The organism is Paenibacillus sp. FSL M7-0802 (assembly GCF_038004945.1).
In the GTDB taxonomy this organism is placed as follows: domain Bacteria; phylum Bacillota; class Bacilli; order Paenibacillales; family Paenibacillaceae; genus Paenibacillus; species Paenibacillus polymyxa_B.
This window is the reverse complement of the sequence record NZ_JBBOSD010000001.1, coordinates 5,377,021-5,400,305: the sequence shown is the minus strand read 5'-3', so window position 1 is coordinate 5,400,305 and position 23,285 is coordinate 5,377,021. Positions and strand designations below refer to the sequence as shown.

Annotated in this window: 23 protein-coding genes; 8 read left to right on the top strand and 15 right to left on the bottom strand. The window is 47.2% G+C overall.

Translation table 11 applies throughout. The annotated features are described in order from the left end of the window. On the bottom strand, window positions 1-1,602 hold the full coding sequence (locus MHB54_RS24695; protein WP_264453649.1) for an ABC transporter substrate-binding protein: 1,602 nt from the start codon (window positions 1,600-1,602) through the stop codon (window positions 1-3). A gap of 274 nt (window positions 1,603-1,876) precedes the next feature. Here MHB54_RS24695 and MHB54_RS24690 point away from each other — a divergent pair, with 274 nt between their 5' ends. Beyond that, on the top strand, window positions 1,877-2,794 hold the full coding sequence (locus MHB54_RS24690; RefSeq protein WP_025723122.1) for a LysR family transcriptional regulator: 918 nt from the start codon (window positions 1,877-1,879) through the stop codon (window positions 2,792-2,794). A 338-nt stretch (window positions 2,795-3,132) separates the two neighbouring features. Here the strand turns inward: MHB54_RS24690 and MHB54_RS24685 are convergent, their stop codons facing one another. The 5 genes from MHB54_RS24685 to MHB54_RS24665 form a co-directional block, all read right to left on the bottom strand. After that, window positions 3,133-3,273, bottom strand: coding sequence for a hypothetical protein (locus tag MHB54_RS24685; RefSeq protein WP_023989112.1), 141 nt, complete (start codon window positions 3,271-3,273; stop codon window positions 3,133-3,135). An 82-nt stretch (window positions 3,274-3,355) separates the two neighbouring features. Beyond that, window positions 3,356-4,156 carry a DUF3592 domain-containing protein gene (locus MHB54_RS24680; RefSeq protein WP_264453648.1) on the bottom strand — a complete coding sequence of 267 codons (801 nt, stop codon included), beginning with the start codon at window positions 4,154-4,156 and terminating at the stop codon, window positions 3,356-3,358. 71 nt (window positions 4,157-4,227) lie between these two features. Continuing rightward, entirely contained in the window at window positions 4,228-4,647 is a 420-nt protein-coding gene (locus MHB54_RS24675) for a hypothetical protein (RefSeq protein WP_264453647.1), read from the bottom strand. 234 nt (window positions 4,648-4,881) lie between these two features. After that, on the bottom strand, window positions 4,882-6,162 hold the full coding sequence (locus MHB54_RS24670; protein ID WP_254347437.1) for a helix-turn-helix domain-containing protein: 1,281 nt from the start codon (window positions 6,160-6,162) through the stop codon (window positions 4,882-4,884). Window positions 6,163-6,184: 22 nt separating this feature from the next. Then, window positions 6,185-7,003, bottom strand: coding sequence for a carbon-nitrogen family hydrolase (locus MHB54_RS24665; protein ID WP_264453646.1), 819 nt, complete (start codon window positions 7,001-7,003; stop codon window positions 6,185-6,187). A 176-nt stretch (window positions 7,004-7,179) separates the two neighbouring features. Between MHB54_RS24665 and MHB54_RS24660 the strand changes: the two genes are divergently transcribed. The 7 genes from MHB54_RS24660 to MHB54_RS24630 all read left to right on the top strand — a co-directional run bounded on the left by MHB54_RS24660 (window position 7,180) and on the right by MHB54_RS24630 (window position 14,558). Next, window positions 7,180-8,361: a pyridoxal phosphate-dependent aminotransferase gene (locus MHB54_RS24660; RefSeq protein ID WP_264453645.1), complete on the top strand. Its 1,182-nt coding sequence runs from the start codon at window positions 7,180-7,182 to the stop codon at window positions 8,359-8,361. Between the two features lie 241 nt (window positions 8,362-8,602). Beyond that, a complete protein-coding gene (proB, locus tag MHB54_RS24655; protein ID WP_028540662.1) occupies window positions 8,603-9,808 on the top strand; it encodes a glutamate 5-kinase in 1,206 nt (401 codons plus the stop codon). 12 nt (window positions 9,809-9,820) lie between these two features. After that, entirely contained in the window at window positions 9,821-11,113 is a 1,293-nt protein-coding gene (locus MHB54_RS24650; RefSeq protein ID WP_028540661.1) for a glutamate-5-semialdehyde dehydrogenase, read from the top strand. Between the two features lie 39 nt (window positions 11,114-11,152). After that, complete coding sequence (gene proC / locus MHB54_RS24645) at window positions 11,153-12,019, top strand: pyrroline-5-carboxylate reductase (protein ID WP_023989119.1); 867 nt, start codon at window positions 11,153-11,155, stop codon at window positions 12,017-12,019. Then, window positions 12,016-13,227, top strand: a complete 1,212-nt coding sequence (locus tag MHB54_RS24640; RefSeq protein WP_264453644.1) for a 2,3-diketo-5-methylthiopentyl-1-phosphate enolase — start codon at window positions 12,016-12,018, stop codon at window positions 13,225-13,227. Before proC ends, MHB54_RS24640 begins: the two co-directional genes overlap by 4 nt. Then, the gene (locus MHB54_RS24635) at window positions 13,224-13,901 is read left to right on the top strand and encodes a 2-hydroxy-3-keto-5-methylthiopentenyl-1-phosphate phosphatase (protein ID WP_028540658.1); all 678 of its coding nucleotides are present in this window, start codon (window positions 13,224-13,226) and stop codon (window positions 13,899-13,901) included. The genes MHB54_RS24640 and MHB54_RS24635 overlap by 4 nt, the downstream gene beginning before the upstream one ends. Beyond that, complete coding sequence (locus MHB54_RS24630) at window positions 13,902-14,558, top strand: methylthioribulose 1-phosphate dehydratase (RefSeq protein WP_023989122.1); 657 nt, start codon at window positions 13,902-13,904, stop codon at window positions 14,556-14,558. It begins immediately after the preceding gene. 202 nt (window positions 14,559-14,760) lie between these two features. Here the strand turns inward: MHB54_RS24630 and MHB54_RS24625 are convergent, their stop codons facing one another. The 9 genes from MHB54_RS24625 to MHB54_RS24585 form a co-directional block, all read right to left on the bottom strand. Continuing rightward, the gene (locus tag MHB54_RS24625) at window positions 14,761-15,372 is read right to left on the bottom strand and encodes a flavin reductase family protein (RefSeq protein ID WP_028540656.1); all 612 of its coding nucleotides are present in this window, start codon (window positions 15,370-15,372) and stop codon (window positions 14,761-14,763) included. A gap of 164 nt (window positions 15,373-15,536) precedes the next feature. Then, on the bottom strand, window positions 15,537-16,319 hold the full coding sequence (locus MHB54_RS24620; protein WP_028540655.1) for a hypothetical protein: 783 nt from the start codon (window positions 16,317-16,319) through the stop codon (window positions 15,537-15,539). A 1-nt stretch (window position 16,320) separates the two neighbouring features. Beyond that, window positions 16,321-17,586 carry a multi-tm2 domain protein gene (locus tag MHB54_RS24615; RefSeq protein WP_340982044.1) on the bottom strand — a complete coding sequence of 422 codons (1,266 nt, stop codon included), beginning with the start codon at window positions 17,584-17,586 and terminating at the stop codon, window positions 16,321-16,323. 92 nt (window positions 17,587-17,678) lie between these two features. Beyond that, window positions 17,679-18,149, bottom strand: a complete 471-nt coding sequence (locus MHB54_RS24610) for a hypothetical protein (RefSeq protein ID WP_264453643.1) — start codon at window positions 18,147-18,149, stop codon at window positions 17,679-17,681. Beyond that, complete coding sequence (locus MHB54_RS24605; protein ID WP_264454825.1) at window positions 18,146-18,667, bottom strand: RNA polymerase sigma factor; 522 nt, start codon at window positions 18,665-18,667, stop codon at window positions 18,146-18,148. The genes MHB54_RS24610 and MHB54_RS24605 overlap by 4 nt, the downstream gene beginning before the upstream one ends. A gap of 289 nt (window positions 18,668-18,956) precedes the next feature. After that, the gene (locus MHB54_RS24600; protein WP_071558556.1) at window positions 18,957-19,685 is read right to left on the bottom strand and encodes a DnaD domain-containing protein; all 729 of its coding nucleotides are present in this window, start codon (window positions 19,683-19,685) and stop codon (window positions 18,957-18,959) included. Between the two features lie 3 nt (window positions 19,686-19,688). Next, the gene (asnS, locus tag MHB54_RS24595) at window positions 19,689-20,984 is read right to left on the bottom strand and encodes an asparagine--tRNA ligase (protein WP_013310674.1); all 1,296 of its coding nucleotides are present in this window, start codon (window positions 20,982-20,984) and stop codon (window positions 19,689-19,691) included. A 132-nt stretch (window positions 20,985-21,116) separates the two neighbouring features. Then, window positions 21,117-22,313: an acetate/propionate family kinase gene (locus MHB54_RS24590; protein ID WP_023989129.1), complete on the bottom strand. Its 1,197-nt coding sequence runs from the start codon at window positions 22,311-22,313 to the stop codon at window positions 21,117-21,119. Further along, the gene (locus tag MHB54_RS24585) at window positions 22,310-23,182 is read right to left on the bottom strand and encodes a 3-hydroxyacyl-CoA dehydrogenase family protein (protein WP_023989130.1); all 873 of its coding nucleotides are present in this window, start codon (window positions 23,180-23,182) and stop codon (window positions 22,310-22,312) included. Before MHB54_RS24585 ends, MHB54_RS24590 begins: the two co-directional genes overlap by 4 nt. Window positions 23,183-23,285: the final 103 nt, after the last annotated feature.

Genomic DNA, 23,285 nt, shown 5'->3' with positions numbered 1-23,285 from the left:
CTAATTACCTTTCACACGTACATCTTCAAAACGAGCGCTGTTATTGGGAAGCACGACCAGGCCATCAATGGAAGAACGAACACCTTTCAGAATATCCGGATAATAAAGCGGGATGTAAGGTACCTCGTCTGCAAGGATTTGTTGAAGCTTGGCGTAAATTCCCGCACGTTCTTCCCCATCAGGTGTTTTTTGCCCCTCGTGCAGGAGCTTGGTAACTTCATTGTTCGTGTAATGAGTCCAGTACGACTTGCTAAAGCCTTCCGGATCTGTCTGGAAAGCGAGGATCGAGTTGGCTTCTGGAGAATCCGCCTGTCCGCTGTTGATCATTGCCGAAAAATCATAGACAAAGAAACGCTCGCGAAATGAGGCCAACTCAACAGATTCGATTTGAATGTCTATGCCGATCGTTTTGGCGGCCGCCTGAATAATCTGTGCCTCCTGAGTTCTTGAGTTGTTACCAGAGGCAATGAGCAATTTTGTAGAAAACCCATTAGGGAACTTTGATTTTGCAAGCTCTGCTTTGGCAGCGTTCGTATCAAAGCTGAGCGCTTTAATCGTATCGTTCGTGTTGTAGGGAATGGCTGGCGGCAAAAGCGAATTGGCTGGCTTTGCGAAACCAAAGGTAACCGCATTGGTCAATCCATTACGGTCAAGTGCCAACGCCAACGCACGGCGAACGTGCACATCCGAAAAATGCTCGTCCAGGGTATTGAAGAACAATTGCTCTGTCACCCAGCTTCCATTGGTTGCCACTTTGGTATCAGTTCCTTGTTTTAATTCATTTACATTTTCAAGAGCTACAGACTCAATAGCGTCTATCGCGCCAGCCTTCAGCTGGTTAATCGCTTGGCTGTCATCTTCAATGAGCTTGTAGACAAGTTCATCGATATATGGCTTGCCTTTCTGCCAATAGTATTTATTTTTGCTGAAAGTAAGATCACCGGCAAAATTCCATTTCTTAACGACGAAGGGACCGGTACCGACCGGATTCTTAAAGAATTCTTTTTCCGAGACACCGCCAAAATCCTTTGGAAGGATGCCATTGGAGAAATTCGAGAGTTCAGAAATAAACGGCGTATACGGCGCTTTAAGCTTAATTACAAGTGTTTTTTCATCTTGAGCCGAAAGCGAAGCCACCTGTGCCGCTATTGCAAGAGGACCTCCTACATTCAAATGACGCTGAATTGAAAAAACCGCGTCCTCGGCAGTAACTCCTTTGCCGTCTGAAAATTTCAAGCCATCGCGTAAAACAAAAGTATAGGTTAATCCATTCGCGCTAATATTGTGCGACGCCGCAAGCCAATCCACAATTTTTCCATCACCGTTAAAGGCAACCAGCGGCTCAAATACTTTGTCGATAGCAAAAGCATTATTTGATGTAATCTGATTATGCAAATCAAACGAGGTTACGGAAGCCGGGCGGCCATATGTAAAGGTTCCCCCTTCCGCGGGTTGATCAGCGGTTGTGCTTGGGTTAGTTGCGTTTGTATTTTTATCTGCATCATTTTTGGAGCCGGAGCATCCTGCCACGAGAACCAATAAAAGAAATGCTAAAGATCCAACCAAAAACGGTTTCCTAAAAGATACAATAAGTTTGGACATCCCATTTTCCCCTTTTCTCCAATAAAACATATTGTTTTAATATGAATAATATTATGGATGAACCCATTTGCCATGTCAAACAGAATTAAATACCATAATTTATAAAATCAAAGATAAAAGTAAACATAGGGATTTTCCAGCTTGTGAACACATGGAGTTCATATGGGATTGGGAATTTCATTATATTATTGTATAATCAGTCTATGAAGTAATAGGTAAAGCTTATAAGACGACAACCATTATAAAAGCGTATATAAAAGGGGTTTAAAACTCGATGGAATTCAGACAACTTCAATACACCCTGCAAATTGCAGCGGAAAAAAACTTCTCACGCGCAGCAGAAAAACTGCATATTGCTCAGCCCTCTTTGAGCCAACAATTGTCCAAACTGGAAAAAGAACTTGGGGTACTTCTATTTCAACGCAACACCAGCACGGTGGAATTAACACATGCAGGAGCAAGCTTTGTGGAAAAGGCAAAAAAAATAGTCGATGCAGTTGAGCAGCTCCGGCAGGAAATGGACGACATTTCTCAACTGCGAAAAGGGAAGGTTGTGGTTGGCAGTATGCCCATCACAGGTTCTCATTTGCTGCCGCATGTGCTGCCTGTATTCAAGAAAGCTCATCCGGACATTGAAATCGTGTTGGTCGAGGATTCATCCATGAATTTGGAGAAAAAAACTGCCAGTGGGGATACAGATCTCAGCCTGCTATCTCTTCCATTAGTAGAACCTACACTTTCCTATGTGCCGATCGGTGAAGAGTGGATTGATCTTGCCGTTCCTCCAGGTCACCCCCTAGCCCTGCGTAAAAACGGAGACCATCCGCAGCCTGTGCATATGGAAGAACTGAAAGATGAGCCTTTTGTCGTTCTGAAAAAAGGGCAAGGCTTTCGCAAGCTGACGATGGATTTGTGTCATCAAGCTGGCTTTGAACCCAATGTGGTGTTTGAGAGCACTAATATGGAGACGCTCCAATCGCTTGTAGCGACAGGTATGGGAGTGACACTCGTCCCCCGTTTTATCGCCCGGGCCGCCAGCAGCGAGTTTGTTCCAGCATTATTGCCACTCGCCGAACCTACCCCTAGCCGTACCCTAGCCATTGCCTACCGAAACGGACGTTATTTGTCTAAAGCTGCCGAAGCCTTTATTGATACCTTCCGAGAAACGGTCGAGCAACTTTCTCAAAAGTAGCTTCAAATGTGAAAAGGACCGTCTTCCTCCTCAGCCAAAGCCAGAGAAGAAGACGGTCCCGGGGCTTCGCCCCTATGCTTTCAATACTTCATTTATTTTACGGGTTCGATTACACTGTTGCGATGTTGCTTCCATCTGTCCTTAACGAACCACATTTCATGTTCATTTGAATTTCATGTCAGCCTCGCCTGATTACTTTACGCTTGCTCGGAAACTCCACTTTATCCATCCCGCATCACTTCTTTCCTTAAGGTCTCTAGCCTTGGTCTCCCAAGATGTCCTACCTCAGTTCCAATGTGCTGTGTGATCCCAAAGTGCCTGTCCTCGCCTTTTTGTGATCAGGGTCTCCCTAAATCTGGTGGACTTTTATCCTGATCATAGCCCATTTCATAATTGTTTCCGACAACCTGTCTATTTAAGCCTCTCGGCCGTGACAGGCCATCCCTATTCGCCAGTTCGGATCTACTTTGGTTATCCATCGTTATCAACCTCCTGGTGTCGGGATACTATTATAATACACCTATGGGCTGTATCTGAAACAGGTATCGGAAAACTTTTTTATTATCGAGAAGAACCAAATGCTTGCTGTACCTCGGCTTCACTCACTTGTGTTTTAAAGACCAATTTCGAAGGATCTTGAGGTGAATAAATGACCTCTATAATACTTCCCTGCTGCAGCTTGGATAGTTGGGAAGAAAAAACAACCTTTTGCGTGGTTACATTAAATGTATCGCCGTTGTTTTTCGTAACACTCAGCGTAAATTGAAGCTTAATTTTATTAGATCCTGCTTCCCCCATGGGTGTAACATCCAGCACCTTCGCATATGCCTGCTTACCGGTTTTGGCAATTTCCATCAGCTCAGGCGATACGCCCTGCTTGACCATTTGCTCATTCATTAACGCTTGCAAATCCGTCTGCGACACCTGCCCTTTCAGGTCAAGTCCTACTTTCAGTTTATCTTTCTCCGATACGACCAACGGAATGATCGAGCCTGGCTGAAATTGAGCCATGGAAGTCAAAGGAATAATCGTCGTCAAAGCAGTATCATATTTGTCTTCTCCATGTTTGGTTACGGTCAACCCGAGCTTTACCTGCGGCTGATTGTTTACATAAGTCCCTGTTAGCTGAACACTTGTAATAATCCCAACCCCAGGAACACCCTTCTTAACCTTACCGCCTTCAAAAAACACACCTAAAATTCCAGGTAGAAAAATAAGCGCAAAGCCTATATAAATTAACGGCCTATACCACGGGGCATCCATAATCACAAATGGATCATCCCATAAATAGTTAGCCAAAAATGGTGAGAAGCCTACACCAAACACCATAAGTACCCCGATAATACTCAAAAATCCTTTCATCCTCCAAAACCCCTTTTTCAATCATCTGTTCAAATTATATGTCAGCAAGAAAGGTGAAACGACCTGCTCATTTACACTGTCACCAGACCCATATAAATCAGCTCCGATGGATTTACCGGATTGCTCCCCAGACCCACCGTATCTCCAGGTCGCGGAATTTGCAGCTTGGATACGAGCGTTTCCAACGTTTTTGGATATCGATTACCGTTTACTTCTGTCACATCTAGCATTAGCACCACAATCGGATCAAAATTCACGAGCTTCCCGGTATCTGTTACCGAAATAACAACCGCAGTCGCTGCCATCGCCAAACCACCGTTAGCCGCCGTTTGAGCTTGTCTTGCCGAGTTTAGGCTTTGGTTAATCTGTTCCCGATGCTCTTTGGGTACCAAGCCTTTCATAAATAATCCTGACAGGCCTTTATTCATCAGTTGATCTGCTTGTTCTATCGCATCCTGCTGTTTTTTCTTATTCCCGAATAAGTTCATCATGTGGTTGCACCTCGTATTTTGTATTGTCGTTCCCTATGAATTCAGTATAAAAGAGGGTATATGGCATCACAATACGTTTTGGCGCATACAAAAAAACCGAAAAAACAGGAGCTTTAACCTGTACTTTTCCGGTTTATTTTGAACTCTGGGACGGTTTACACAAAATTTTGCACACTTTGGAGTATTCTTTCGCACGATCATCCGATAGTTTTGTGAAAAACGAGTGAATTCAGGCTATTTTTTACGCAAAAGATAGACCAATTTGCGATAATACGCCGATGATTCTTTATAACGACGACTGTCCTCGGACACAACTGCCAGCGTTTCATATAACTGTTCAAGCCGCGCTGGATGCTGGAGAGCTTCAAAATAAGGCAAGCATTGCAAGGCATGCATCCAAAAGGCGTCCTGATTCCCTTGGGCAAGCGCCAGTTGGCTTTCATAAAAATCAAGCCCCATTTGCTGATCTGTTGTCAGATTTGTTTTACGCAGTTGATCCAAATGCTGTGAGAGAAGCCCCCAATTTTTTCGCGCAAACGCAATCTCACAGCGATAAATTAGCGTAACGGGCAGCATCATCTGCTGCATTTCCTCCCGCTCCCGGCTCACCAGCGCTTCAAAACGCGCTACTTCTTCCAAAGCCTTGTCCAGCTCACCAATCGATGTCAGCATAATAATCCGGTTGTTCAGAATGGTCGTGAGCATATCTGCCGCATTTTCCAAATAGACCAAATTGGCCTCAGCCATAGACAACGTTAGCAGTGCTTCCTGTACAGAACCCATGGCAAAACAATATCCGCTGTAAGCCACATACAGGCCCGTCAAACGGTGAAAAAGCCGATCATCATATACTCTGCGCATCGTCTGCTCGAATACCTGCTTCGCCTGATCAAATTGCTTGACCTGAATACAGGCCTCCATCATAATGTTTTGCGCATTTAGCCAGTTTTCCGTCCCCTCTTCCACTAGACGGCTTAGCTGCGTAACGTTATTCAGCACATCATAATAATGATTTTTCGAGCGGAAATACTGGATTTTATAAAATAAAATTGCTTTTTTTAGCGGTGCGGGCAGCTCCACCTCATCCGAACGACCAAACTTCTCCAAATAAAAATTCAAATAGGTTTGATGTAAATATTCATAGGCCGTTGGGTCATTTAACTGCTGGTAATAAACGGCCTTCATCAAATAAGTCGTCATTTCCACCACAAGCGAATCGTTGCGATCCTCCAGTAGATCCACATAGCTTTCCGTGGCAGGATTAGCCAGCTTGGACAGCTCTGTGAAAATCTTATCCGCTGTAGTCAGCGTCTCTTCATCCTCTGCCGCTGCACGCAAGAGGTAGGAGGGATTTACACCTAAACGCCCAGCAATTTGCTCGGCCAAATCCTCTGCCAACGGGTAACGATCAGCCAGTATATTTGCAAAATGTGCGGGTGTCACCAGCCCGTCTACCAGCTCTTTACGGGACAGATTTTTCTTTTTACACAAAAATTCAATGCGTTCCTTAAGCATGGAGTATTCCTTTCTACACTGATTATCGGTCATACAGTGAGGGACGCCGATCTTCAAACACCGGAATACGACCACGTACGTCCTGCACCAAGGCAGACTCAATCGTTCCTGTGATGATCCCCTCCTGCTCTCCGCCCTCAGCAATGATTTCTCCCCATGGATCAATAATAAGCGAATGCCCGAAGAAATCAGTATCTCCGCTGCGACCTACCCGGTTACAAGCAATGACATACATTTGATTTTCTATAGCACGTGCGGTTAGCAAGGTGCGCCAGTGATGAAGCCGGGGATGAGGCCATTCTGCGGGTACGATCAGCAAATTTGCGCCCGACAGGGCCAAACTACGGGCTAGTTCAGGAAAACGAATATCATAGCAGATCGACGCACCTGCCCGAATCCCGCCATCCAGTGCGAATAAAACCTTTTCTTCGCCAGGCTGCAAATATTTTTCTTCATCCATAAGTCGGAATAGATGAATCTTGGAATACGAAGCAACCTCTCTGCCTGTTCGGTCAAAAACGAGCATCGTATTATACACATGACCGTCGCTTTTTCTCTCTGCGATCGACCCAGCTACTACGTTCACTTCATGGGTGGCAGCGAATGCTGCTATCCATGCCCGAGTCTCCGTCCCTTCCTTGTCCGCCAGTTCATGAATGCGATCTAAGGCATAGCCTGTGTTCCACATTTCCGGCAGGACAATCAGATCCGGCTTCAGTTCGACTTTCATCGCTTGTTCCATTAAAGCTCGGATATGACTGCGGTTTTCCGGGGGATTTCCTATCTCTATGTGAGCTTGTATGAGTGCAACACTGAACGGCTGAGCTTCCTGATACGTCAAAATCCTTCATCCTCCTTGTGAGCCAGAGCTTCCCGCGACCCATTGTCCGGTATTTTCCCCCATCATAGCCCGATCAGTCTGGATTACGCAACCATGCAAGCTTAATTCCCCCTATACAACTCGGTAAAATCGTGATAGATTATTTCTTAAACTATTCCAAAAGGTCGTGTGAATTGATGACTCATTTTTCTATTCCCTCCGCTGACGTCATGAAACAGTTACCCACTCAATTTTTTGCCACACTTGTACAAAATGTAAACCGTGAAATCGCGGCGGGGCATGATGTCATTAATCTCGGACAGGGGAACCCCGACACGCCCACTCCTTCTCATATTGTAAAAGCTTTGCAGGAATCAGCGGATAACCCGCTGTATCATAAATATTCGCCATTTCGCGGTTACAGCTTTCTTAAGGAAGCCGTTGCCCAGCGCTATCAGGAGGATTACGGTGTGACGCTCAACCCTGAAACCGAGGTCGCCATCCTGTTTGGCGGAAAAACGGGTTTGGTTCAGCTGCCGCAAGTCTTACTCAATCCCGGGGATGTGTGTCTCGTCCCTGATCCCGGCTACCCGGACTACTGGTCTGGTGTAGCCTTGGCTAAAGCGGAAATGTCTTTTCTCCCATTAAAAGAAGAGAACCGTTTTCTGCCCGATTATGAAGCCATTTCCGAGGAAGACCGCCGCCGCGCCAAGTTAATGTTCCTTAACTATCCGAATAATCCAACCTCGGCAACGGCTCCACTTTCCTTTTACGAGGATACAGTTGAATTCGCGCAACGTAACGGTATTGTAGTTGCCAGTGATTTCGCCTATGGCGCTATTGGATTTGATGGCGAACGTCCGGTAAGCTTCCTACAGGCTGAGGGTGCTAAAGAGGTGGGGATTGAGTTCTATACCTTGTCCAAAACGTACAATATGGCGGGCTGGCGTGTTGGTTTCGCGCTCGGTAATGCCGAAATCATCTCGATGATTAATCTCCTACAGGATCATATTTATGTAAGCTTGTTTGGCGGCATTCAGGCAGCGGCGGCGACAGCCTTGACGGCCTCGCAGAACTGCGTAGGCGAGCTGGTAGCCCGCTATGAATCACGCCGTAACGCTTTTTATGATGCACTTGGGCAAATAGGCTGGAAGGCGACGCGCCCAAGCGGCTCCTTTTTCAGTTGGTTGCCTGTGCCGCAGGGCTATACTTCCACTTCTTTTGCCGATCTGTTGTTGCGGGAAGCCAAGGTGGCTGTTGCTCCAGGGATCGGCTTCGGGAATGGCGGCGAAAGATATGTGCGAGCGGGACTGCTCAGCTCAGAAGCTCGACTGACCGAGGCGGCTGATCGAATTGGCAAGCTAAACCTGTTTGGTTAAGCCGTATTTTCCAGCTACAACTTCTTTGCCAAACCTGGTCTTTTCGTGGTATTCTGTATCCAATATCATTTAGCGCGTTGAAGGGACTATTAAGAGAGACTCGGTCCTGTTCAGAGAGTAAATTCCGATAGGCTGCAAGAATTTACCTGGACTCTCTCCCAACTCCTATCCCCGAGCGCCCTGCGCAATCAGGCGGTCCCTGCCGTTAACAGGTTTCAAGTGGGATGATCATGAATCATCAATGAAGGTGGTACCGCGGAAGCACAAACTTTCGTCCTTTGCATACAAAGGATGGAAGTTTTTTTGCATTAAAAAGAGTAAAATTAAGGAAGTGGACGTCTTGTCAACACGAATCGTCATTAAAATCGGAAGCAGCTCTCTAACTGGAGTGGAAGGTGGCTTGAATCGGGAAGCCATCGCTTATTTTGCCCGGGAAATCAGCTTGCTACGTGCAAAAGGTCATGAAGTGCTGCTGGTTACATCAGGTGCAGTAGCCGCCGGATTCAGAGAGATTGGGTACCCGTTTCGCCCTAAGCTATTACATGAAAAGCAAGCGGCAGCGGCTGTTGGCCAAGCCCTTCTCATGCAGGCCTATGAGCAGGCTTTTAAAGATTTTGACCTAGTGATCGCGCAGGTTCTACTGACCCGTAGTGACTTTTTGAGCCGCAAACGGATGAATAATGCCGGAATGACCGTAGAAGAATTGCTGCGCCAGCAGGTTATCCCGATCTTTAACGAAAATGATACTGTATCGATTGACGAATTGAAATTCGGCGATAATGATATGCTGTCCGCGCTGGTTGCCAATCTGGTCAAAGCTCAGCATCTAATTATCATTACGGACACCGATGGCGTATATACGGCAGATCCGCGCAAGCATCCGAATGCCGTACGTTTTGAACGTATCGAAGAAATTACAGAGGAGATTTATGCATTAGCTGGAGGTTCTGGATCGTCTGTAGGTACTGGCGGCATGCGATCCAAGATCGAAGCTGCCAAAGTCGCTACACGCGGCGGTGTGCCTGTATATGTGGGACGTGTAAGCGCGAATGGCGATCTAAACGCAGCCGTCGAAGGACACGGACCGGGAACTTATTTTGACACTCACCTCTCTTCACTTCCGATGAAAAAACAGTGGCTTGGATTTATGTCCACCCCTCTGGGCGCGGTGCATGTAGACGAAGGGGCCGAGGAAGCGTTGGTTCACGGAGGACACAGTCTACTTCCGGTTGGCGTACGACGTGTCGAAGGCAGCTTTCATGCCGGAGATGTCGTTGAGGTGCTCGGACCGGAAAATAAAGTTTTAGGACGCGGCATCGTCAATTATGACGATGAACAGCTCCGAATTGTACAAGGATTATCCAGCGGCGAGGTTGTGGGCAAAATCGGTCCCATTCACCGGCTTGAGGTGATCCACAGGGATGAATGGATTACATTATGTATGTAGGGAGGCCGTAACATGAGTGATTTAACGACTAACACAGCTACAACCGAGGAGAATCAGTTTAGCGAAGTACGAACCAAAGCCAATCTTGCCAAAAAAAGTGCCGGGGTCATGAACCGCCTGACTACAGCACAGAAAAACGAAGCATTGCTTGCTATGGCTGAAGCTCTAGTAAATCATACTGAAGAGCTGATTGCAGCAAACCATAATGACCTGAAACATGGACGGGAACAGGGAACATCCGAGTCGCTGCTCGACCGCCTCAAGCTGACCGAGGACCGAATCGGAGCTATTGCCGAAGGATTACGCCAAATTGTGGCACTGCCTGACCCGGTCGGCGACACCCTTGAGCAAATTGAACGTCCAAACGGTCTGAGAATTGAGAAGATACGTGTGCCGCTGGGTGTCATCGGCATTATATATGAAGCGCGTCCAAATGTAACCGTGGATGCCGCGGGCCTGTGCTTGAAAACAGGCAATCCGGTTGTGCTACGCGGTGGTTCGGCCGCCCTCTTCTCCAACCGCAAGATTATCGAAGTACTCCAGCAGGCACTAGACGCAACAGCTGTGCCACGCGAGGCGCTTCAACTTATTGAAGATTCAGACCGTGCCTCGGTCAACGAAATGCTCACCTTGAACGGCTTGCTGGATGTAATTATTCCACGCGGCGGGCGTTCACTCATTCAAAATGTTGTTCAGAACGCTACCGTACCTGTCATCGAAACCGGAGCTGGTGTATGCCATACCTTTTTGGACGCTACAGCGGATGCAGCAATGGCCGAAGCGATTACACTGAATGCCAAGGTGCAAAGACCGTCCGTGTGTAACTCGATGGAAACATTGCTCGTACACTCGGATTATGCAAAAGCACACTTAACAGGATTGGCAGAACGCTTTCGTGATGCGGGGGTTGAGCTACGCGGCTGTGCACGCACACGAGAATTGGCCCCTTGGGCTATTCCTGTTACAGAAGAGGATTACGGCACCGAGTATAATGATTACATTATGAACATCAAGGTCGTAAACAATTTGGACGAAGTACTAGAGCATATTGCCCGTTACGGTACGATGCATTCTGAGTGTATTGTCACCGAGGACAAAGCCCATGTCGAGCGTTTTCTGCAAGAAGTGGACGCGGCAGCCGTGTATCACAATGCATCCACTCGCTTCACGGATGGCTTCGAGTTTGGGTTTGGTGCCGAGATCGGAATCAGCACACAAAAATTACATGCCCGCGGCCCAATGGGATTGCCTGCCTTGACTTCAACCAAATATCGCGTGTACGGTACTGGACAAATCAGGGAATAATAACATAAATCAATCTGTATCCTTGGAGGTTATGAATCTATGTGTGAATCACAAACAAAGGTTTTAATTAATGAGCAAATTACATTTTTCGGGGCAGGATCAATGGCAGAGGCTATTATTCGCGGAATGACGGCTCGTTCTGTCGTCAAACGTAGTGGTATTACCGTCATCAACCGCAGTAATCAGGCTCGCCTTGAGGAACTTCAAAAGCAATATGGAGTCTTGTTCCAAACCGAGGATGCCGCCAAAACCGAGCTTCTGCGTCGTTCTCCGGTCATTGTGCTTGCCATGAAGCCCAAGGATGCTGCACAAGCACTTGGGCAACTCGGCCCACTTCTGTCTGATGAGCAGCTGATTATTTCGGTAATCGCAGGATTGTCCATTCGTACGATGCAAACGTTGCTGGGTCGCAAGCAGCCGATCGCACGGACGATGCCCAATACATCCAGCTCAATTGGGCTGGGAGCCACAGGCATTAGCTTTTCCAAGGAAATCAGCGAAAACCAGCGTAAAAACGTGCTTACGATGTTCGAATCTGTAGGGACGGTAACGGTTATAGAAGAAGAGAAAATGGATGTTTTGACCGGGATATCTGGAAGCGGCCCTGCTTATGTCTACTACCTGATGGAAGCCATGATTGCCGGGGGAATCCGTGGTGGCTTGACCCCTGAGCAAGCGCACGAACTAACGGTGCAAACCGCGCTTGGAGCGGCACGCATGGTGCAGCAAACCGGAGAGGAGCCTTCTGCCCTTCGCCACAAAATCATGTCTCCTAATGGCTCTACGGTAGCTGCATTGGAAATGCTGGACAAAGGTGACTTCTACGAAACGGTGATTGCGGCGGTGCAGCGGTGCGCTGAACGATCCCGCGAGATGGGAGCTGTACTCAAGGAGGGAATTGAATGAGCTATTGCTTGGCGACCTACCGGGTATACGATGACAAAGCCGATTTTAACCAAAAGGCCCAATCTATTGCCATCGGCATGACGGTGGGCAGCTGGACTGAGCTCCCGCAAGCCAAACGGGACGCGATGCAAAAGCATCTTGGCTCGGTTCATTCTGTGGATATTTACGATGGAGGTCCCGGTGAACGGTACGCGGACCTGACCATCGCTTACCCGGATGTCAACTTCAGCCGAGACATTCCTGCTCTGCTGGTCACAGTCTTCGGCAAAATTTCGATGGACGGCCGAATTAAGCTAACGAAGCTGGGTTTCTCGGAAGCATTCCGCTCTGCTTTTCCAGGACCGAAATTCGGTATCAGCGGCTTGCGCGAACAGCTTGGCGTGTATGATCGTCCCCTGCTCATGAGCATTTTCAAATCTGTAATTGGCCTCAATTTGGACGAACTTCGTGAACAGTTTACCCGGCAGGCTCTCGGTGGCGTTGATCTGATCAAGGACGACGAGATCTTGTTTGAAAACGCGCTGACGCCGATTGAAAAACGTGTCGAAGCCTGCATCAAAGCCGCCGAAGCGGCTGAGCGTGAAACCGGTAAAAAGCTGCTGTATGCCGCTAATTTAACGGGGCCGACCTCGCAGCTTAAGACGCAAGCTCTCAAGGCCATTGATGCGGGTGCCAACGCGTTACTGTTTAACGTGTTGGCCTACGGTTACGATGTGCTACATGAACTTAGTAGCGATCCTGCCGTCTCGGTGCCGATTGCAGCCCATCCTTCGTTGGCGGGAGCTGCTTATCCATCGCCGCATTATGGTATTTCGGCGTCCGTCCTACTCGGTCAGCTTATGCGGCTGGCTGGCGCTGACCTCGTCCTCTTCCCTTCTCCCTACGGCTCAGTGACGATGCCGCGTGAGGAAAACATGGCGATCCGCGATGAGCTGATCACCCCTGATCTACCGCTGAAGGCCAGTATGCCGGTCCCTTCCGCAGGGATTCACCCGGGCCTCGTGCCGTTAATTGTACGTGACTTTGGTACTGACGTTGTTGTCAACGCTGGGGGCGGGATTCACGGTCATCCGCTGGGTACAGACGCTGGTGGGCGCGCCTTTGTGCAGGCGATTGAAGCGGTACAGCAAAATGTCCCTCTGGCAGAATACGCCCGTACTCACCCCGAGCTGCAATCTGCGCTCGACACATGGGGAGGTGAACGATGAGCACAGCGAAGAAGCCCGTCATTTTTTGCGATTTTGACGGGACAATTACGAACAGCGACAATATTGTCGCCATTATGAAGCATTTTCAACCTACAGGCTGTGAGCCCATCATGCATCAGATCGTAAATGGGCATACATCCATTCGTGAAGGCGTAGGTGCGATGTTTGCCCTCATGCCTTCGGAGCAAAAGGACGAAATTATCTCATATGTACTTGGACAAGCTGGTATACGCGAGGGCTTTGCACGCTTTTTGGGCTATGTACGAGAGCAGCAGATTCAATTTTTCGTCACCAGTGGCGGCATTGATTTTTTTATTGATCCATTGCTAAAACCCTTCGATATTCCACACGACCACGTCTATTGCAACGGAGCGGATTTTTCCGGGGATCGCATCCAGATTACTTGGCCGCATCCATGTGAGGAACCGTGTACAAATGATTGTGGCATGTGTAAAACGACTGTGATTCGTCAATACCCTTCCGAACAATACGAACGGATTTTGATCGGCGACAGCCTGACCGATTTTGAAGGAGCTAAAATTGCCGATCTTGTGTACTCCCGTTCGCATCTGACTTTAAAGTGTCAAGAGCTTGGCGTACCACATGTACCCTTTGAAACATTTGATGACATTATCGAGGATTTAAAGCAAAAACAGGAGCAAGGGGTGCTGTAAATGAGTTTTAACTTGGCAGACATTTCATTGGAAGAAAAACGCCGCGCACTGGAAGAACTCGCTGATGTCAAAGAACTATTCGCATCTCGCAACTGGTTCCCCGGCACGAGCGGCAATTTGTCGATCCGAATTGGTGACTTTCATCCCGAACAATTTTATTTTGCAGTCACCGCCAGCGGCAAGGATAAAACCAAGCGTACTCCGGAAGATTTTCTATTCGTAGACCAGTACGGAAAAGCGGCAGAAGCGACAAACCTCAAGCCAAGCGCAGAGACGCTTATACATTGTGAAATTTACCGCCTAACAGGCTGCGGAGCCGTTTTTCATGTGCATACCGTGTTTAACAATCTGATTTCCGAATATTACGGTGAGCAAGGCGCTGTACCTATCCAAGGTATTGAGCTGATCAAGGCTTTTAACATTTGGAAAGAAAATGCTGCCATTGATATTCCTGTGCTGCCTAATTACGCGGATATTGCCTCGATTGCCAAGCTCGTACCTGGTGTGCTGAATGATCAGGTGCCTGGAATTTTATTGCGTAACCACGGCATTTATGCGTGGGGCCGTGATGTATTTGAGGCTAAAAAGCATTTGGAGGCGTTTGAATTTTTGTTTGAAACAACCTATCGCTCCCTGCTGCTGAAAACTTTGAAGTAAATAAACTCATAAATATCAAAGATGCGTATCCTTATTTGTAAAAGTGGTCATTGAATATCGAGAACGGAGCCTAAGCGATAGCACAGGAACGTTCTCTTTTTTTATAATAAGGGTATTTCTATTCTACTAGCGACATAAAAGGAAATATGATGAATAAGAATCCTCCTGATATAATTTTGGATATGCTGTAAAAAAACGCCCCCTATTGGGGACGCTCCAGCGTGAATTGCTCTCCTAGCTTCGCATAGTTGTTCCCAGCCAAACGACTTACTGGACGCAACTCCTTAGCAATCACATACGTATTTTGATACGCTTCCTCGGACAAATGATACTGCACTACGCGTCCGATTAACAGATCACAGGCAGGTGTGTCCTCCTGACCTCCCAACGGTATAACCTGTTCCAGAATACATTCCATACGTATTTTCGCTTCTGCCACACCGGGAACTTCGATTTTTGTACTTTTGACCGGGGTAAGGCCTGCCAGTGTAACCTCACTCTCCTGCGGCAACAGACGGGAAGCCGTCACATTCACCGCTCCCACATTGTCCTCGTCTGTGATATGTACGACAAAAGCCTTATGCTCCATCGCATTACGTGCTGTATCTTTGGGTACTCCATCAACACGTTGTACGGATACAGACAGCAGTGGCGGTTCAGAAGCTACGATGGAAAAATAACTGAACGGCGCACCATTCAGCACCCCTTCGCTGCTCAAAGTCGTTACAAAGGCTACCGGCCTTGGGATGATACTTCCGGTCAACAGCTTATAATTTTCACGCCCTGTAAGCGTGTCAGGATTCAACGAAATCATTTTTCTCCCTCATTTCCGATTACAATCGCTATTCGACTGCACATCATCAAGTTTCGCCTGATAAGCAAATGCACCATTAGTTAGCGACATGGATGACATCTCAGGCTTCCCTTTCAGTATCGCGTGAATGATACGAAATGTAAAGTTGGAGCCGGAAGATCTCCCTATTTTTCAATTATATTTCCTCGGCTATCGCGCACAGTAACCGTAATTCCCTCAGGTACAGCAATCGTAACATCAAGCTGCTGCTGAGTCTGCATAAACCGTGTCGGAATTTGACCCAGTAATACATACAAGGTATCGCCGATTTGCTTGGTCTGATATAAATCTTGCCCCTTTATTTCGTCCTCTTTGCCTGTGTATACATAACTCCCGAACACATGCACCTCCGGTGAGGTGGTTGCATCAATTTTGACCGCATAAGGATCTTCTCCCTGTACAATCACCTTGGTCACTCCGGCAGGCAGTTTTTCATGCCAGTCTGGGAGAAGCCTTGTTTCCTGAACCGAACTCATTATTTCTCTGACTTGCGGAGTGATCCCCAATGAACTGACCAAGGCAAATCCGATACAGCAAAAAACCAATACCGCCGTAATAAACATACTGAATAAATCATAACGAATGCGCTCACGCGTCCCTTTCCAAGCAGTATACATTAAAATTTCCAACCCCAGCAAAACAAAAACGACAGGCCACCAGGTCAAAGCCTGGTCCAGTATGCCCGCTCCCCAAAACTTGGAGGCAAACGTTATGCCCCCCAGCAGGACGAGGAAAAGTCCCATTGACAGCCTTCCGACTTTCCACACCCCTGCCGGAGCGTTTGACGCTTTAGAGGAACTATTTTTGTTAGACGATGTACCAAATATACCTGTGGAGCCTCCTCCATCGCCATGAGGATGATGGGCTCCCTTAAAGGGAGCCTCACTCTTTGAAAACTCAGTATCCATTCTATTGCTTCTCCTTTACTCGTTTAGATTTGGAATTCCCGATCATCATCCAAATACCACCGCCAATCAACAATAAGGATACGATAATCGTCCGTAGATACATGTCAACCAAATTATAAATCTCTCCATTCGGAAACAGACGATCCAGAGTAGGAACTAGTACGTTGATTAAGATGTAATAGGCGCCCAGCAATAGCAACCCCAAGCCCACCCAGCGGTGATATTGTGCAAACATACCGATCACAGGCTTGTCGATCAGCGGCTCCCGTCCATAACGGCTTACTTGCTGCAACGCATCAAAAAAGCTGTAAAACCAAACCACCGGAATCAGGAACAAAAAGAGTGAAAGATGTAGCACGTCCAGTACATAGATGCCTCCTAAAAACAGAAGCATAAGCTGGAGTCCACGCTTTTGCAAACCGATATACATATGTCCAGCACCGGGAAATACCGATAAAATGGTAGCCAGCATTTTACTCCGCCGTCCCTCGACTCTTCCATGCTCCAGTTCCTCAAACAAAGTCCGGTCCTGAAGCATTTCTCCCGCTTGTTTGCGATGTACATGCTGCACCGCATCAAACATGCAATACAGCCAAATGATCGGCAGCACGCCCGCAAACGCCAAAAATCCGGATTCGTTTGTAATGCTGGTAATAAAAACGAGGATCGCTCCAAAGCCAAAGAAAGATAGCAGAAAAGACAAACCACGCTGCATCAGCCCCAAATGAAGGTGTCCCAATCCAGGAATGAACGACAGCAAAATCGTAAAAAAGCGTTCATTCTCCGATCCTTTTTGAAAAGCAGGTGATCCTGCCATACCATAGTGTCCTTGTTGATAATGGTTATAGCCCGGGCCATATCCCATTCCTGCTCCCGGTGCATCCATATCCGCGTCTGTTGCCCCCTCCGGTACCTCTCCCGTTGAACCTGCATGTCCATAAGGCCCACTTTGCGAGTAATAACCATATGGATTGGGTCCTGCATGTGGGGGATATGGAACAGCACCTGCACGAGGATCATAACGTAATAAGCTAATAATGATATGCAGCATACTCAGCCCCCAAAAAAGAGCGGCAACAAACATACTGGCCAATAAAGGTAATTCGTCTCTTGAAACCACTGAAAAAAATAATCCTCCCGCCAGACATCCGAAAAACAAAATGGTGTATACAAACGCATTGGCTTTTCTGGTCCAGTAGTAGTGTCCCACACCGGGAATGATGTTCAATAGAAATGCCAAGAGCTTGCTTCTTTCCGCATAAGGCATCGCTACACTTCCTTTCTATTTATGGGATTTAATAAAGTCCCCATTTGAAGGTTGTTGTTTGAGTTTTTTCATCTCAGCCTTTATCCGATGATTTAGGGCTTTAATTTATCGAGCCAGGTTGTTGTAGCTCGCATGACCTCTTGACTGTAAGAAACGCGTTCTTTTGGAGGAATCGGCTTTTCATCTGTTTGCGGCATCATTTTGTCAAAGGCTCCACTGGACAACAAGATCAACGTTAGGCTTGCGGCGACAACGTAGTGAAACACAGGTTTTTCAAACCAGCGGCGTTTTTTAAACAGAACTTGATTCGGTTCAGCTTCTATCTCGGGAAGAACGGCCATTACCTGATCTGTGAAGCGCTCCGTATCCATCCAGGCAGAATAATCTTTCATAGTTGACTCCAGTTGCTCCAGTGCGACAAGATATAGCATCAGCGCCTGTTCGTCTTCCAGCAGGAGCTTTTCCAGCCGGGCAGACTCCTCTATCGTGCAAGTTCCTGCAATGTAAGCATGCCAGTCATTCGATTTCCCTTCAATCCACGGTTTATCCTGTTGGTCAGTCATTGCCATTCCTCCTCCTTCCAGTGGTTTCGAATCCATAGCCGCGCCCGATAGAGTCTCGACTCTACTGTTTTTAGAGCTACCTGCGTCTCTTCTGCAATTTGGTCGTAGGTTTTGCCCTGCATATAATAGGCTTGAATAATATCCCGATGTTGCTGGGGCAACTGGGCGATTTTTTGCGATAGTTCTTCAATTTGCTCCTCGCGGATGAGACGAGCCAGCACATCCTCATCCCGGGAAGGGAGCTGTACAAGGGATTGTGCGACGTCTATAAGCTCTGCGGGTCGTCTGTCCTGTTTGCGCTTAATATCCAGCGCTTTGTGGAGCGCAATTCGGCTCAGCCACGTTTTAAAACCTTCGTTCCGGTACTGGGGGAGAGACTTGTACACCTGAACGAATGCCTCCTGCGCGGCATCTTCTGCTTCCTTGCTGTCATGCAGTACCGAATAGGCGACATGAAATACATGCTTGCTGTACAACTCTACGATCTCACGGAACGCCTGCCGGTCACCGGACCGTATTCGTTCAATGATTCTCTCTATATCAATGACGCTCTCCCCCTTCCCAATACTATAGACGCCAGGAAATTTCCTTCCCCTGCATATTTCGAAAAAATATTTAAAAAGGACACACCCTCCTGACGGAATGGTGTGTCCTCTATCATTAAAGCCTATTTACTCGCTTTCATTTCGGCTTAGTTCACGCGCACAGGCGATATTCCAGATTGTTCTCATTGCACATTAGCCAATTTGCAGTGACAACCTCGATACATAAGTCTACTGCTTAGCCTAAAAGGCTTAGACCGATATATCAATTGCGTCCGCCACCACGGAATCGCTGGGCGTATTCTTTGGCATCCTGTGCATTACGAACACGGTTTCGGCTCCACTCCAGCAAAATACGGTCTATATACCGGAAATGAACCTTCCCTGCAAATACCGCTTCCTTCAAAGCCAGCAAAATCAGCTCCTCGGGATACCGATCCTGATCCACCCAGCTGGTGATCGTCTCGTATTCCATCGGTGATAATGGCCGCCCGAATTCTTTCTCAAAAATCGTAAACAAATTCCGTTCTTCTGTAAGCGGGGATTCTGATATTCCATTCAGTAAATCCGGCTTTCCGGCAAACAAAATGTCATCTTCATCATGCTGCTCGTTACGCTCGGCGATCATACATTCTGCCAACTTACGATACAGCCCCGTCAAATTGTAACGTTCGAATTGTACGGATGAACTGCGGTCTTCTACGGAATCGATTCTCAAAAATCCTTCTTTCATGAGCTTACTGAAATAGAGTGCGATTTCGTTCGCAGTACATCCGATACGGGTCTGCAATTGTTCCCATGTCGGAAATTCATTACGTTCCGCTTGTTTAAAGGCAAGCAACTGCATCAGTAGCAGCATTTCAGCATCTGTCAGCCGAAGTGTCCGATAATGCTTGAGCAGGGCATAGGGAATCTGGACCATTCCGGCTTCCATAGCAAAGGCTACTCCCTCCGCCCATTCTGCCGCTGATGTCTTGTCGAATGATCCGGTCATCGGTTACGGATACAAACGATACAGCATACGTGGGAACGGAATCGTTTCACGTACATGATCGAGTCCACAAATCCATGCTACTGTACGCTCCAGGCCCAGTCCAAAGCCGGAATGCGGAACGGTACCATAGGTGCGCAGGTCCATATACCATTGGTAGGCTTCACGAGCCAAGTTATGCTCGTTAAAACGTTCTTCCATCAATGCTGGATCATCAATCCGTTGGGAACCCCCGATAATTTCGCCATAGCCTTCAGGAGCGATCATATCGGCACACAGAACAACCTCTGGACGGGTTGGGTCTGGTTTCATATAGAATGCCTTAATGTGAGTTGGCCAATGTGTAATGAACACAGGTTTGTTATATCTTTCAGCAATCGCCGTTTCATGAGGAGCACCAAAGTCTTCGCCCCATGGGATATCGAAACCTTCACCTTGAAGGAAGGCAATCGCCTCATCATACGTAATACGTGGAAATTCGCCTTGAATTTGCTCCAGCTTCGAAACATCGCGTCCGATTGTTTCAAGCTCCTTCGCACAGTTTTTCAGAACAGATTGCACGATATGGCTTACAAACTGCTCCTGAACGCGCAAGGATTCTTCATGATCCACAAAAGCCATCTCAGGCTCGATCATCCAGAACTCAATCAGGTGACGACGTGTTTTGGACTTTTCCGCACGGAAAGTTGGACCAAAGGAATACACTTTGCCCAGCGCCATTGCCGCGGCTTCCATATACAACTGTCCGCTTTGTGTCAAATACGCATCTTCATCAAAATATTTAATGTGGAACAACTCTGTTGTACCTTCTGCAGAGGAAGGAGTCAAAATAGGTGGGTCCACCTTCGTAAAGCCGTTGCCGTTAAAGAATTCCTGTACAGCACGGATAATTTCCGCCCGTACGATCAGAACAGCACGTTGCTTGGCGGAACGCAGCCACAAGTGACGATGATCCATCAGGAAATCTACACCATGCTCTTTGGGTGTAATCGGGTAGTTTTCGGTCAAATGAATAATTTCAATGCCTGTAACCGTTAATTCAAAGCCCGATTGGCTACGCGGTTCTTCACGCACCACTCCAGTAACGTAAAGGGAGCTCTCTTGAGTCAAGGATTTGGCGTCATTCCAAATATCCTCGGACACTTCGCTTTTCACGATAACCCCTTGAATATACCCGCTACCATCGCGCAGTTGCAGGAACTGAATTTTACCACTAGATCGTTTATTGTTTACCCAAGCGCCGATTGTAACCGTTTCCCCTACATGGCGGCCCACTTGGGCAATCGTACTTTTATTCGTCATGACCGTCTCTCTCCTCTTAACCGAAAATCAAACAGCCCTTCCCCCTGGGTCAGGCTGTTTGCTCTCGCTGTTTGGTGCATGCGGAACTCAAACAATAGTCCGCATGCATAAAGTTTACACTTTCGAACCGAACTACTGAACCAAACGGAACGTGTCGCGGGCAATAACCAGTTCTTCGTTCGTTGGAATGATCAGTACTTCTACCTTTGAATTTGCAGTTGTAATCCGACGAGGCTCGCCAGAACGAATAGCATTCAACGATTCATCCAGCTCGATACCGAGGAATGTCAATTGCTCCAACACTCTCTTACGCAGAACGATGGAGTTCTCGCCTACACCTGCTGTAAATGCAATTACGTCTACTCCGTTCATTGCGGCAGCATACGATCCAATGTATTTGCGCAGACGGTATTCATACATTTCGAATGCCAATGTAGAATTAGCTTCGCCTTTTTCCATACCTTCTGTGATTTCACGCATGTCACTGCTGATACCGGAGATAGCTAAAAGTCCACTATGCTTGTTCAACATGGAATTGACTTCATTGACAGTCAATTCTTCTTTGTTCATGACATAAGGTACGATTGCTGGGTCCAAATCACCACTACGAGTACCCATCATAAGACCTTCCAATGGAGTCATACCCATGGAAGTATCAACAGACAAACCGCCTTGAACTGCTGTTACACTACCACCATTACCGATATGACAAGTGATAATCTTCAGGTCTTCCAAAGGACGACCAAGGAATTTGGCGGCTTCCTTACTTACAAAATCATGGGAAGTGCCGTGGGCACCGTAACGACGAACCTTATACTTATTGTACAACACTCTTGGAATGGCGTACATATAAGCTTTTTCAGGCATAGTTTGATGGAACGAGGTATCAAATACCACAACCTGTGGTACATCTGGCATATTCAATTCAGCCGCTTTAATCCCCATCATGGAAGCAGGGTTATGCAGTGGCGCCAGGTCAAACAAGCGACGGATTTCACTCTTCGCTTCAGGCGTTACAACTGCTGACTGTTTGAAGATTTCGCCTCCATGAACCACACGATGGCCCACAGCCTGAATTTCACTAGTACTGGAGATTACACCATGTTCAGCATCTGTGAGTACGTTCAGCACTTTACGGATGGCTGTAGTATGTTCCAAAATCTCGCTAACTTCAGTGTATTCTTCTTTATTGGTTGGCTTATGCGTCAGAATGGAGGAATCCATACCGATGCGCTCTACCAATCCTTTTGCCAGAACGGACTCGTCCGTCATATCATACAATTGGTATTTCAGGGAAGAACTCCCTGCATTGATTACGAGAATTTTCATATCCGGTCACCATCCTTGTCGTACTTAAAGAAGCCTTCGCCCGATTTCACGCCCAGATTACCTGCACGCACCATTTTCTTCAGTACGATGGACGGACGATATTTCAATTCGCCGAATTCACGGAACATACGCTCCAGAGCAGCCAAAACGGAATCCAGACCAAAGCGGTCAGCCATTTCCAAAGGGCCGCTTTGGAAGTTATATCCGATTCGCATAGCGTCATCGATATCATCAGCGGAAGCCACGCCTTCTTGAAGTACATGGGCCGCTTCGTTAATCAGCAGACAGATAATCCGGCTTGTTACGAATCCAGGAGATTCATAAATCATGACTCCTTTTTTCTCCACTATCTCTTCCACGAACATTTTAGTGTTTTCAAATGTATCGTCCGAAGTTTTCAAACCACGAATAATTTCTACAAGATCAATACGGGATACTGGATAAATAAAGTGCATACCAATAACACGCTCAGGATACTTGGTCGAGCTAGCAAGCTCGGTCAGGCTCAGCGTGGATGTATTACTTGCAAGAATAATATTGCTTGGACACACATGGTCTAGCTCTTGGAACACTGCTTTCTTCTCGTCCAGATTCTCTGTAATAGTCTCAATGACCATATCACAGCTGCCGAGCTCCGCTAAATGGATTACTTTTTGAATACGGGATAAGATCAATTTTTTCTCAGCTTGAGTAATTGCCCACTTTTCCAGTTGTTTGTCCAGACTCGTTTCAATCATATTGTAGGCGTAGTCTAGTTTCTCTGGTGTCTGCTCTACCAGCAGCACATCGATTCCTTTGGACGCGAGCATTTCAGAAATCCCCTGTCCCATGGTGCCGCCGCCGATGACGCCGATTTTTTTAAATTGCATGATTCTTTACTCCACCCTTTCCTGGTCACTCTCATATATTGTATCCTTCTTTGTCGAAAAATACATGTTTATGTCCCAATAGATAATAATATCTTAGCACGGA

What these genes read in the sequence shown, in the direction of transcription:
- MHB54_RS24600 (WP_071558556.1), bottom strand. Translation starts at nt 19,685, where the DNA reads ATGACCGGATCATTCGACAAGACATCAGCGGCAGAATGGGCGGAGGGA.
- MHB54_RS24610 (WP_264453643.1), bottom strand. Translation starts at nt 18,149, where the DNA reads ATGACTGACCAACAGGATAAACCGTGGATTGAAGGGAAATCGAATGAC.
- asnS (WP_013310674.1), bottom strand. Translation starts at nt 20,984, where the DNA reads ATGACGAATAAAAGTACGATTGCCCAAGTGGGCCGCCATGTAGGGGAA.
- MHB54_RS24590 (WP_023989129.1), bottom strand. Translation starts at nt 22,313, where the DNA reads ATGAAAATTCTCGTAATCAATGCAGGGAGTTCTTCCCTGAAATACCAA.
- MHB54_RS24640 (WP_264453644.1), top strand. Translation starts at nt 12,016, where the DNA reads ATGAGCTATTGCTTGGCGACCTACCGGGTATACGATGACAAAGCCGAT.
- MHB54_RS24625 (WP_028540656.1), bottom strand. Translation starts at nt 15,372, where the DNA reads ATGATTTCGTTGAATCCTGACACGCTTACAGGGCGTGAAAATTATAAG.
- MHB54_RS24695 (WP_264453649.1), bottom strand. Translation starts at nt 1,602, where the DNA reads ATGTCCAAACTTATTGTATCTTTTAGGAAACCGTTTTTGGTTGGATCT.
- MHB54_RS24680 (WP_264453648.1), bottom strand. Translation starts at nt 4,156, where the DNA reads ATGAAAGGATTTTTGAGTATTATCGGGGTACTTATGGTGTTTGGTGTA.
- MHB54_RS24690 (WP_025723122.1), top strand. Translation starts at nt 1,877, where the DNA reads ATGGAATTCAGACAACTTCAATACACCCTGCAAATTGCAGCGGAAAAA.
- MHB54_RS24630 (WP_023989122.1), top strand. Translation starts at nt 13,902, where the DNA reads ATGAGTTTTAACTTGGCAGACATTTCATTGGAAGAAAAACGCCGCGCA.
- MHB54_RS24660 (WP_264453645.1), top strand. Translation starts at nt 7,180, where the DNA reads ATGACTCATTTTTCTATTCCCTCCGCTGACGTCATGAAACAGTTACCC.
- MHB54_RS24675 (WP_264453647.1), bottom strand. Translation starts at nt 4,647, where the DNA reads ATGATGAACTTATTCGGGAATAAGAAAAAACAGCAGGATGCGATAGAA.
- MHB54_RS24650 (WP_028540661.1), top strand. Translation starts at nt 9,821, where the DNA reads ATGAGTGATTTAACGACTAACACAGCTACAACCGAGGAGAATCAGTTT.
- MHB54_RS24615 (WP_340982044.1), bottom strand. Translation starts at nt 17,586, where the DNA reads ATGCCTTATGCGGAAAGAAGCAAGCTCTTGGCATTTCTATTGAACATC.
- proB (WP_028540662.1), top strand. Translation starts at nt 8,603, where the DNA reads ATGAAGGTGGTACCGCGGAAGCACAAACTTTCGTCCTTTGCATACAAA.
- MHB54_RS24620 (WP_028540655.1), bottom strand. Translation starts at nt 16,319, where the DNA reads ATGGATACTGAGTTTTCAAAGAGTGAGGCTCCCTTTAAGGGAGCCCAT.
- MHB54_RS24685 (WP_023989112.1), bottom strand. Translation starts at nt 3,273, where the DNA reads ATGGATAACCAAAGTAGATCCGAACTGGCGAATAGGGATGGCCTGTCA.
- proC (WP_023989119.1), top strand. Translation starts at nt 11,153, where the DNA reads ATGTGTGAATCACAAACAAAGGTTTTAATTAATGAGCAAATTACATTT.
- MHB54_RS24635 (WP_028540658.1), top strand. Translation starts at nt 13,224, where the DNA reads ATGAGCACAGCGAAGAAGCCCGTCATTTTTTGCGATTTTGACGGGACA.
- MHB54_RS24585 (WP_023989130.1), bottom strand. Translation starts at nt 23,182, where the DNA reads ATGCAATTTAAAAAAATCGGCGTCATCGGCGGCGGCACCATGGGACAG.
- MHB54_RS24670 (WP_254347437.1), bottom strand. Translation starts at nt 6,162, where the DNA reads ATGCTTAAGGAACGCATTGAATTTTTGTGTAAAAAGAAAAATCTGTCC.